Annotated in this window: 13 protein-coding genes; 3 read left to right on the forward strand and 10 right to left on the reverse strand. The window is 68.6% G+C overall.

Annotation, left to right across the window (positions count from 1 at the left end; all coding sequences use genetic code 11):
- Window positions 1-85: 85 nt before the first annotated feature.
- The 5 genes from pafA to dop form a co-directional block, all read right to left on the reverse strand.
- Window positions 86-1,444, reverse strand: a complete 1,359-nt coding sequence (gene pafA / locus ACFV4K_RS31955) for a Pup--protein ligase (RefSeq protein WP_357085449.1) — start codon at window positions 1,442-1,444, stop codon at window positions 86-88.
- 202 nt (window positions 1,445-1,646) lie between these two features.
- Window positions 1,647-2,417, reverse strand: a complete 771-nt coding sequence (gene prcA / locus ACFV4K_RS31960) for a proteasome subunit alpha (RefSeq protein ID WP_379279948.1) — start codon at window positions 2,415-2,417, stop codon at window positions 1,647-1,649.
- Complete coding sequence (gene prcB, locus ACFV4K_RS31965; protein ID WP_379279949.1) at window positions 2,414-3,274, reverse strand: proteasome subunit beta; 861 nt, start codon at window positions 3,272-3,274, stop codon at window positions 2,414-2,416. Before prcB ends, prcA begins: the two co-directional genes overlap by 4 nt.
- Entirely contained in the window at window positions 3,271-3,465 is a 195-nt protein-coding gene (locus ACFV4K_RS31970; protein ID WP_033089305.1) for a ubiquitin-like protein Pup, read from the reverse strand. Before ACFV4K_RS31970 ends, prcB begins: the two co-directional genes overlap by 4 nt.
- Window positions 3,466-3,659: 194 nt before the next feature.
- A complete protein-coding gene (gene dop / locus ACFV4K_RS31975; protein WP_379279950.1) occupies window positions 3,660-5,159 on the reverse strand; it encodes a depupylase/deamidase Dop in 1,500 nt (499 codons plus the stop codon).
- 132 nt (window positions 5,160-5,291) lie between these two features.
- Here dop and ACFV4K_RS31980 point away from each other — a divergent pair, with 132 nt between their 5' ends.
- Window positions 5,292-6,518, forward strand: a complete 1,227-nt coding sequence (locus ACFV4K_RS31980) for a DUF418 domain-containing protein (protein WP_379279951.1) — start codon at window positions 5,292-5,294, stop codon at window positions 6,516-6,518.
- Here ACFV4K_RS31980 and ACFV4K_RS31985 read toward each other — a convergent pair.
- Window positions 6,515-6,826 carry a hypothetical protein gene (locus ACFV4K_RS31985; protein WP_379279952.1) on the reverse strand — a complete coding sequence of 104 codons (312 nt, stop codon included), beginning with the start codon at window positions 6,824-6,826 and terminating at the stop codon, window positions 6,515-6,517. The genes ACFV4K_RS31980 and ACFV4K_RS31985 overlap by 4 nt on opposite strands.
- A gap of 23 nt (window positions 6,827-6,849) precedes the next feature.
- Window positions 6,850-7,560 carry a TetR/AcrR family transcriptional regulator gene (locus tag ACFV4K_RS31990; RefSeq protein ID WP_379279953.1) on the reverse strand — a complete coding sequence of 237 codons (711 nt, stop codon included), beginning with the start codon at window positions 7,558-7,560 and terminating at the stop codon, window positions 6,850-6,852.
- Between the two features lie 31 nt (window positions 7,561-7,591).
- Between ACFV4K_RS31990 and ACFV4K_RS31995 the strand changes: the two genes are divergently transcribed.
- The gene (locus ACFV4K_RS31995) at window positions 7,592-7,810 is read left to right on the forward strand and encodes a DUF4873 domain-containing protein (protein ID WP_379279958.1); all 219 of its coding nucleotides are present in this window, start codon (window positions 7,592-7,594) and stop codon (window positions 7,808-7,810) included.
- Between the two features lie 19 nt (window positions 7,811-7,829).
- On the opposite strand, the gene ACFV4K_RS32000 is transcribed toward ACFV4K_RS31995, so the two are convergent.
- Entirely contained in the window at window positions 7,830-8,519 is a 690-nt protein-coding gene (locus tag ACFV4K_RS32000) for a TetR/AcrR family transcriptional regulator (RefSeq protein WP_379279954.1), read from the reverse strand.
- A 127-nt stretch (window positions 8,520-8,646) separates the two neighbouring features.
- On the opposite strand from ACFV4K_RS32000, the gene ACFV4K_RS32005 reads away from it, so the two are divergent.
- Complete coding sequence (locus ACFV4K_RS32005) at window positions 8,647-9,099, forward strand: nitroreductase/quinone reductase family protein (protein ID WP_379279955.1); 453 nt, start codon at window positions 8,647-8,649, stop codon at window positions 9,097-9,099.
- 121 nt (window positions 9,100-9,220) lie between these two features.
- Here ACFV4K_RS32005 and ACFV4K_RS32010 read toward each other — a convergent pair whose 3' ends face one another.
- On the reverse strand, window positions 9,221-9,580 hold the full coding sequence (locus tag ACFV4K_RS32010) for an arsenate reductase family protein (protein WP_379279956.1): 360 nt from the start codon (window positions 9,578-9,580) through the stop codon (window positions 9,221-9,223).
- Window positions 9,581-9,673: 93 nt separating this feature from the next.
- A partial coding sequence (locus ACFV4K_RS32015; protein ID WP_379279957.1) for a hypothetical protein occupies window positions 9,674-10,133 on the reverse strand: 460 nt, incomplete at its 5' end.

A 10,133-nucleotide genomic window follows, 5' to 3' on the forward strand; every position in this document is an offset into this window, starting at 1 on the left:
GTTCACGGCCCGTAGCCGCGAGAGTTCCCCGGGATCCGGGGGGTTCGGGGGCGAAGCCCCTGAGAGTCCCGAGAGTTGGCTCTTCCTACATCGAGGCGATGAGCCTGTCCACGCGCTCGTCGACCGAGCGGAACGGGTCCTTGCAGAGCACCGTCCGTTGTGCCTGGTCATTGAGCTTGAGGTGGACCCAGTCGACGGTGAAGTCGCGGCCCGCCTCCTGCGCGGCGGTGATGAAATCGCCGCGCAGCTTGGCCCGGGTGGTCTGCGGCGGCGTGGTGACCGCCGCGTCGACCGCGTCGTCCTCGGTGATCCGCTTGGCCAGACCCTTGCGGGCGAGCAGGTCGAAGACGCCGCGGCCGCGCTTGATGTCGTGGTAGGCCAGATCCAGCTGGGCGATCTTGGGATCGGACAGCTCCATGTTGTAGCGGTCCTGGTAGCGCTGGAACAGCTTGCGCTTGATCACCCAGTCGATCTCGGTGTCGACCTTGGCGAAGTCCTGCGCCTCGACCGCGTCGAGGGTGCGGCCCCACAGATCCACCACCGCGTCGACCTGCGGATCGCGGTCGCGGTTGCGCAGGTGCTCGACGGCGCGGGCGTAGTACTCGCGCTGGATCTCGAGCGCCGACGCCTGCCGCCCGCCCGCCAGCCGCACGGGCCGACGACCGGTGAGATCGTGCGACACCTCGCGAATGGCGCGAATCGGGTTGTCCAGAGCGAAGTCTCGGAACGCGACGCCCGCCTCGATCATCTCCAGCACCAGCGACGCCGTGCCCACCTTCAGCATGGTCGTCGGTTCGGCCATGTTCGAGTCGCCCACGATCACGTGCAGGCGCCGGTACTTCTCGGCGTCGGCGTGCGGCTCGTCGCGGGTGTTGATGATCGGCCGCGACCGCGTGGTCGCCGACGACACCCCCTCCCAGATGTGCTCGGCCCGCTGCGACAGGCAGAACGTCGCCGCCTTCGGCGTCTGAAGCACCTTCCCGGCCCCGCAGATCAACTGCCGGGTGACCAGGAACGGCAACAGCACGTCGGAGATCCTCGAGAACTCCCCGGCCCGGACCACGAGGAAGTTCTCGTGGCAGCCGTAGGAGTTGCCCGCGGAGTCGGTGTTGTTCTTGAACAGGTAGATATCGCCGCCGATACCCTCCTCCGCGAGCCGCTGCTCGGCGTCTATGAGCAGATCCTCCAGGACCCGCTCGCCGGCGCGGTCATGGGTGACCAACTGCACCAAGCTGTCGCATTCGGCCGTAGCGTACTCCGGATGGGAACCGACATCGAGGTAGAGCCGGGCACCATTACGAAGGAACACGTTCGAGCTACGGCCCCAGGAAACTACCCGGCGGAACAAGTACCGGGCCACCTCGTCAGGACTCAACCGACGGTGACCGTGGAACGTGCACGTCACCCCGAATTCGGTCTCGATCCCCATGATTCGTCGCTGCACCCTATCGACATTACAGCGGAATAGTGCCCGGTAACGGCCTTGTCGGAGCACTGATGCAAACGTATTCACAACGATTTAGCACGGGGTGCAACGCGGCACGCGCTCTACCCTGCGAAAAAGCAAGGCTCCTTTGCACTCTGCTATTGAGAGTGCAAAGGAGCCTTATCCCGAATAGCGGGATTTGCCTACGTCGCCGGGGCCCTCAGGACGGGTCCCCGCCCGACGGCTTGTCGGCTTCGGCGGCCGCATTCGCGTTCGGCGCCTTGCCGGTGATCAACTCAGACAGCGCGGCGCCCTGGACCCGGCGGAACGCCCGCCGCGGCCGGGACTGCTCGAGGGTTGCCACCTCCAGGGAGGAGACGCCCACGGTGCGCTGCTTGTCCTTGTCGCCCTCGGGCACGGCCTTCTGCAGCGCGGCCACCGCCGTGGTGATGGCCGAATGCAGGTCCATGCCCGGCTTGTACGAAGCCTTGAGGGCGGTGGTGATCGGGTCGGTGTTGCCGCCCATCACCACGAATTCCCGTTCGTCGACGATGGATCCGTCGAAGTTGATCCGGTACAGCACCGAGTTCGTGGACTGCTCGGGGAAGCCCACTTCGGCGATGCAGATCTCCACCTCGTAGGGCTTGAGCTGGTCGGTGAAGATGGTGCCCAGGCTCTGGGCGTACAGGTTGGCCAGGAACCGGCCGGTCACATCGCGGCGGTCGAACTGGTAGCCGCGCAGGTCGGCCTGCAGGATGCCCCCGCGGCGCAGCGCCTCGAACTCGTTGTACTTGCCGACCGCGGCGAAACCGACCCGGTCGTAGAGCTCACTGATCTTGTGGAGGGTGGCCGAGGGGTTCTCGGCCACGAACACCACGCCCTTGTCGTAGACCAGCACGATGACCGAGCGGCCGCGCGCGATGCCCTTGCGCGCGAGCTCGGTCTTGTCGCGCATGATCTGTTCGGCCGACGCGTAGTACGGCAGTGTCATGCTTCGCCGATCCCCTCTGCCGCCAGCGCGGCCCGCTCCTCCACCATCGCCCGGGTGATCTCTTTCAGGCGCTCGTCGGTGACCTCCACGGCGCCCTCGGAGTCGATGACGATGGCCGTCGGGTAGATATTGCGCATGGTGTCCGGACCGCCGGTGGCGGTGTCGTCGTCGGCGGCGTCGAAGAGCGATTCGATCGCGATCCGCAGCGCCCGGTCCTGGTCGAGGCCGCGCGCGTAGGTCTTCTTCAGCGACGATTTGGCGAACAGGGAACCCGACCCCACCGCGGTGTACCCGAACCGCTCCTCGCTGCGCCCGCCGACCACGTCGTAGGACACGATCCGCCCGGACTTGTCCGGGTCGTGCGCGTCCGGGTCGAAGCCGACCAGCAGCGGGACCACCGCCAGCCCCTGCAGGGCGGCGGGGAGGTTGTCACGCACCATCTTCGACAGCTTGTTGGCCTTGCCGGCGAAGGTGAGGGGAACGCCCTCGATCTTCTCGTAGTACTCGAGCTCCACCGCGAACAGGCGGATCATCTCGATCGCCATCCCCGCGGTACCGGCGATGCCGGCCGCGGAGTAGGTGTCGGTGATGTACACCTTCTCGATGTCACGCTGGGCCAGCAGGTTGCCCTGGGTGGCGCGGCGGTCGCCCGCGATCAGCACACCGCCGCGGTAGCTGACCGCGACGATGGTGGTGCCGTGCGGAGCGATATCCGACGGCACGCCCGGATTCGGGTGCGTGCCGCCGGATCCGATTCCGTTGCCGGGCAACAGTTCCGGAGCGTGTAAACGCAGGTACTCGGAGAAAGAGGATTGGGCGAACCCCAACTGGAGCCGCAGGGGGTCACCTTGGGTCACTGGCCGCCCTTCTGCACATATGCGCGGACGAAGTCCTCCGCGTTCTCCTCGAGCACGTCGTCGATCTCGTCGAGCAGGTCGTCGGTTTCCTCCGCCAGCTTCTCGCGACGCTCCTGTCCCGCCCCACCGTCGCCGACCGGGCCCTCGTCCTCGTCGCCGCCACCGGCGCGCTTGGTCTGCTCTTGTGCCATAGCAGCCGACCTCCTCTGTGATCATCGGCGAGCACCGGAGAAGACCCGATGCTCGTGCCGTCAACAGTACCCACCAGCGGGGACAACATGCCGGATTAAACGTCATTGTGCTGTGCCCGCGATCTCTCCGCCGCCATGTCGCGGACACGAAAAAGGGGTACGGGGTTCAGTTCCCGTACCCCTCTCACGTGGGCCTAGTGGGTCAGCTGGCGCACCAGTTCCGAGGCGGTGTGCACGCCGTCCAGCAGTTTGCCGACGTGGGACTTGGTGCCGCGACGCGGTTCCAGGGTGGGGATCCGCACCAGCGAGTCGCCGCCCAGGTCGAAGATCACCGAATCCCAGCTGGCCGCCGCGATATCCGCGCCGAACCGGCGCAGGCACTCGCCGCGGAAGTAGGCGCGGGTGTCGGTGGGCGGGTTGGTCATGGCGTCGGTGACCTGCTGCTCGGTGACCAGCCGCTGCATGGAGCCGCGCGCCACCAGGCGGTTGTAGAGGCCCTTGTCCAGGCGCACGTCGGAGTACTGCAGGTCGACCAGGTGCAGCTTGGGGGCGGCCCAGGACAGGCCCTCCCGCGAGCGCATGCCCTCGAGCAGGCGCAGCTTGGCGCACCAGTCCAGCAGGTCGGCGCACTCGAACGGGTCGCGCTCGAGCAGGTCCAGCACGTGGGCCCACTTCTCGATGACGTCCAGCACCCGCGGGTCGTCGTTTCCGGTGCGGTCCATGAACTTCTCGACCCGGTCGAGGTAGATGCGTTGCAGCGCAAGGCCGGTCAGCTCGCGGCCGTCGGAAAGGGCTACGGTGGCACGCAGAGTCGGGTCGTGGCTGATGGTGTGCACGGCGGTGACCGGGCGGGCCAGCTGCAGATCCGAGAAGTCCTCGCCGGCCTCGATCAGGTCCAGCACCAGCGAAGCGGTGCCCACCTTGAGGTAGGTGGACCATTCGGCCAGGTTGGCGTCGCCGATGATGACGTGCAGGCGGCGGTACTTGTCGGCGTCGGCGTGCGGCTCGTCGCGGGTGTTGATGATGCCGCGCTTGAGGGTGGTCTCGAGACCGACCTCGACCTCGATGTAGTCCGCGCGCTGCGACAGCTGGAAACCGGGGGTGTCACCGGACTGGCCGATGCCCACGCGGCCGGAACCGCACACCACCTGCCGGGAGGCGAAGAACGGGGTCAGGCCCACGATGATCTGATTGAACGGGGTCTCCCGGCTCATCAGGTAGTTCTCGTGGGTGCCGTAGGAGGCGCCCTTGCCGTCCACGTTGTTCTTGTACAGCTGCATGCGGGCCGCGCCCGGCACGCTGGAGGCGTAGCGGGCGGCGGCCTCCATGACCCGTTCACCGGCCTTGTCCCAGATCACGGCGTCGAGGGGGTCGGTGACCTCGGGCGCGGAGTACTCCGGGTGGGCGTGGTCGACGTAGAGGCGGGCCCCGTTGGTGAGGATCATATTGGCCGCCCCGACCTCGTCGGCGTCGATCACCGGCGCGGGCCCGTTGAGCCTGCCGAGATCGAAACCGCGCGCGTCGCGCAACGGCGATTCCACCTCGTAATCCCAGCGTGTGCGCTTGGCGCGCGGCACGCCCTCGGCCGCGGCGTAGGCCAGCACCGCCTGGGTGGAGGTGAGAATCGGGTTGGCTGACGGCTCGGTCGGCGTCGAAATGCCGTACTCGACCTCGATTCCGATGATGCGCTGCATGGCTTCGAGCCTAGGCGAAAGGCGGGCCCCGACGCGGCCGGACTGTCCGGGTCGGTCTCATTCGCGAGTCGTACGCCGGATCGTCCTCGCGGGCGATCCGCCCGGGACCGGCGCGACGGCACAATCACCAGCATGGTCGAATCGGCTCCCCTCCCCCGCCCGCCGCACCCGGTCACCACCGTCGCCGACGACACCGATCCCACACCCGCCCAACCTGTTTCGAGCCGGGTGGCGGCCCTCGACGTGCTGCGCGGCATTGCGATCCTGGGCACCCTGGGCACCAATGTCTGGATCTTCACCAATGCCGAAGGGCTGCTCGGCTACATCGCGCGCGGCGACGAGCCGCACGGGGCGTGGCTGTGGATCGAACGATTCCTGCAGCAACTCGCGCAGGGCAAGTTCCTCGGGCTGCTGACCATCATGTTCGGCATCGGGCTGGCTATCCAACAGCGATCGGCGGCGCGGAGTGGGCGCGCCTGGCCGGGCAGCTACCCGGTGCGAGCGGGGCTGCTGTTCCTCGACGGCCTGTTGAACTTCTTCCTCGTCGCCGAGTTCGACGTGCTGATGGGGTACGCGGTCACCGGCCTGGTGGTGGCGTTCATCCTGGCCACCGGGGCGAAGGCGCAGCGGCGCTGGCTCATCGCGCAGGCGAGCGTGCACATCGCGCTGTTGTCGCTGTTCGCGGTGGCGATCGCGGTCGGATCACCCGACGATTCCGGCCCACGCCAGGCGCTGGATCCGAATCCGTACGCGGACGGCTCGTTCTGGGATCTGGTGGCGTTCCGGTGGGAGCACCTGCTGGTGTTCCGGCTCGAACCGCTGCTCATCTTCCCGATGTCCATCGCCCTGTTCCTGCTGGGCGCGCGCCTGTTCCGGGCCGGGATCTTCGAGCCGGGCGGCGCGCGAATCCGCAAGCGGCTCATGCTGATCGGGTTCGGCATCGCCGCGCCCGTCGACCTGGCGCTGGGCCTGATCGGCGGCGATCTGATCCTGCCGGCCCGCTACGGCACCGCACCCGTGGTCTCGCTGGGGCTGCTGGCCCTGGTCGCCGAGGTGTACGCGCATCGGCCCCGGCCGGGCTGGGTGGGCCGCCGCTTCGGCGATGTCGGGCGAATGGCGTTGAGCTGCTATATCCTCCAGAACCTGGTGGCGGGATTCCTGTGCTACGGCTGGGGTCTGGGCCTGGCGAGCCTGGTGTCGGCGAACGCCCGGGTGCCGTTCACGGTGGGGATCTACGTGCTGGTGTGCGCGCTCATGCTGGCCTTCGCCCACTTCTGGCTGCGGCGCTTCGAGCGCGGACCGGTCGAGTGGCTGTGGAATCGCAGTTATCTGGCCCTCACCGGCGGGGTGCGGGGCTAGTCGACCTCGTCGATGGAGCGCAGGTAGGGCGCCTGGCCGTCGATGCAGGAGGAGAGCCGGTAGAGCGAATGCGCCGGCACGAAATCGACGAACTGCTCGCTGCCGGAGGATCCGCCGCCGTCCGAGTCGTGGTACTCGCACTGCATGTAGCCGGAGACCACGTATTCGGTGTCGGTGTCGTTACGGCAGTCCAGGACGTCGCAGTGCAGTCCGGCGGGAAGTTCGGCGTCGGCGGACGCGGCCGGAGCCAGTGCGGCCCCGGCGACTCCGGTGAACACCGCCAGCCGGGCGAGAGTGCGTGCAGCCATCGGAGTCCTCGGGTCGATCGACGTCACGCCCGCGCCGCCTCGGTACGCGAGAGCAGGTCGGCGACGACGGTGTCGCGGGTCAGCGGCACGTCCAGACTACGGGCATTGCCCTCGAGCAGCGACAGCACCGATTCGGTGAGGATGCCCTCGATGTGCTCCGAGGACAGCCCGGGGGCCGCGCGCCAGCTGTTGACCACGCCGTCGACGAAGCCGACCGTGCCGAAGGCCATGGGGCGGGCCCGGTTCCGGTCGATGCCGAAACGGTGCAGGGCGTCGGCGAACAGGTCCGCGAGCCGCCCGCCGATGCGGTCGCGGGCTCCGGCCAGCGCGGTGGAGGATTCGCCGTGCGGGTCGGCGGCGGTGAGGAAGCGGTGCAGGTGGGGGTGGCGTTCCACCCAGCCGACGTAGGTGCCGACGGCTCCGCGCACCAGGTCGCGGACGGTGCCGTCGGGGTGCAGGCGCGGCATGAGTTCGGTGGTGAGGCCGTCGAGGATGTGGCGGCGGATGGCTTCGTCGAGGTCCGTGCGGCCGTCGAAGTGCCGGTAGACGACCGGGCGCGGGACCGACAGGCGGTCGGCGATCTGCTGGACGGAGATCTCGGTGCCGTGCTCCTCGATCACGGCCAGCGCGGCATCGAGCATCTCGACGCGGCGGCGGGCCTTGTGATCGTCCCAGCGCGTACTGCGGCCGTCGGCGCCCGGCGGCGCGGGTTTGCTGCGTCGGGTCCCGGTCACGCGCCTCACGATACCCACCTCCGCATTGACCGTGACAGCCTGTACCACTAATCTGGATCCGATCGACGGCCAGTTCCATTGGCATGGGCGGGTTTCCGCAGACGACGGCGCGGCGCGCCCCGAACCCGGGCGGGGCCAGGTCTTCCTGACCGTCCAGGGCCGGGCGCCGGCGCCCGGCGTCCTCCAGGAGCGCGATCCATGGGGCAATCTGCGCATCGCCGGGATCGGCGCGCCGCCGTTCACGTTGTAGCGCAACACCGTTCGACTCACTAGCGGGTCAGGCCGATGAAGTCGGCCATGGCCTCGACGGAGTAGGCGAAGAACGGTCCGGCCGGGTCCATGCTGTTGTCGAGCTGGCCGAACAGTTCGAAGGTGACCGTGCCGTAGAGCTGCGTCCACGCCATGACCGCGCGAACCACGGCGACCTCGGGCAGGCCGGGCGCGACCTGCTCGGCGATACCCGCGGACTGGGCGGCCAGCACCGGATCGACGGGACCCTCGGGCAGCGTGAGACTGGCCGACTTCCACGCCCGGTTGACCACGCCCAGCGCGGCCACCGGCACCCGGGAGGCAGGGCCGATCGTGGATTCCGGGGCCCGGTAGCCGGGCACCGGCGAACCGTAGACAAGGGCGTATTCGTGCGGGTGGGCCTTGGCCCAGTCGCGCACCGCGTGCGAGATCCCCCGCCACTGCGCCCGGGGCGTGTCCGCGACCGCGACCGCGTTCTCGACCGCGTCGGCGATGCTGTCGTACGCCTCGATGATGAGCGTGGTCAGCAGGTCGTCGCGGCTGGGGAAGTAGCGGTACAGCGCCGAGGACACCATGCCCAGTTCGCGGGCGATGGCCCGCAGCGACAGCGCGGGGGCGCCGGATTCGGCGAGCTGCCGGCGCGCGGCGTCGGTGATCTCGCGGGTGATCTCGGCTCTGGCCCGGGCGCGGGCGGTTCGGGGGACGCTCATCCCGATAGTGTGCCACGTTTCGGATCACCCGAATATTTCGAGAGCACCGCTCTTGACATTCCGTGAGGCGTGCATGCACACTGATCACAACAGAGAGCACCGCTCTCGCAGAGTGAAGGAAGATCCCATGGACGCCCACACCGCCGCCACCCGCTACCTCGGCCCCACCGGTCTCGACCCCTACATGAACCGCTTCTTCAACATGCTCCCCAAGCTCGGCATCAGCGTCGCGGGCTCGCGGCTGCTGGCGGTGCGCGGCCGCAAGTCCGGCGAATGGCGCACCACCATGGTCAATGTCCTGACCGTCGACGGCACCCGCTACCTGGTCGCCCCGCGCGGCCACACCCAGTGGGTCCGCAACCTGCGCGTCGCCAAGACCGGCGAACTGCGCCTGGGCCGCAAGTCCGAGACCTTCACCGCCATCGAACTCCCCGACGCCGACAAGATCCCCGTCCTGCGCGCCTACCTCGACCGCTGGGGCTGGGAGGTCGGCCGCTTCTTCGAGGGCGTCACCAAGGACGCGACCGACGCCGAATTGACTGATATCGCACCGGGATTCCCCGTCTTCGTCCTGAACTGACCCGTCACCCCGATACGACTCGCCCCGGCAAGGCCGCTGCCCTGCCGGGGCGTTTCGGTGTCTCGACGCGAATCTGCCCGCGCCGATCACGGGTTCCGGATCGGTGCGGGCTGGTAGGCCGTCAGCGCAGTTCGTCGAGGGCTTCGTTGTCGCGGGCGACGAAGGCGCGGCCGTCGGCGGTGAAGACGATGGGGCGCTGGATGAGGCGGGGGTGGGTGGCCAGGGCGTCGATCCAGCGGTCGCGGTCGGCGGGGGTGCGGCCCCAGGAGGCGACGCCGAGTTCCTTGGCCTGGGCCTCGGCGGTGCGGGTGATGTCCCACGGTTCGAGCCCGAGTTTGGTCAGGGCGGCGCGGATTTCGTCGGCCGAGGGCGGATTGTCGAGGTAGCGGCGCTCGACGTAGTCCGAGCCGGTTTCCTCGAGCACCGCTTTGGCCGTGCGGCTCTTGGAGCACTGCGGGTTGTGCCAGATTTCGGTCGCCATGCCGCCAGCCTAGGCGGCGGCGCCGACTCCCCCGCTCACCGGCACGGTCAGGACGTACCGACCGGCACGCTCAGGCGCCGGGCGACCCGACGGTCACAGCCAGTCGACGACCCAGCGGTAGGGGCGCATCCAATACAGACCGCCGTCGGGAATCGGCGCGCCCCAGCGCTGTTCGGCCTGGGTCAGCTGCCAGCGGTATTCGGGGGCGGGTTCGCCGCCGTGGATCTCGAGCAGGTGTCGCCGCCAGCTGCCGATCATGGCGGGGACGACCTGGCGGTCGTTCTCGTAGGCCCACTCCACGTTTCGGGTCATGAGGCTGTCGACGGCGTGGTTGGCGGCGTTCGGGTCGCCGGTGCTCAGCGAGTGCAGGAACGCGGCCACCAGGTTGTAGGCGATGGCGTCGTGCACCGAGGTCTGACCGTTCTCGAGCGACCAGATACCCAGGTAGGTGGGCCCCTGCTCGTCGATCCACACCGAATGCGCCTCGCCGACCCGATTGTCGAAGATGAGCGCGGTGAGCAGGCCCAGGGTCGCCTTGCCCATGATGAGCGGG

It is taken from the genome of Nocardia sp. NPDC059764, assembly GCF_042732555.1.
Classification (GTDB): Bacteria; Actinomycetota; Actinomycetes; order Mycobacteriales; family Mycobacteriaceae; genus Nocardia.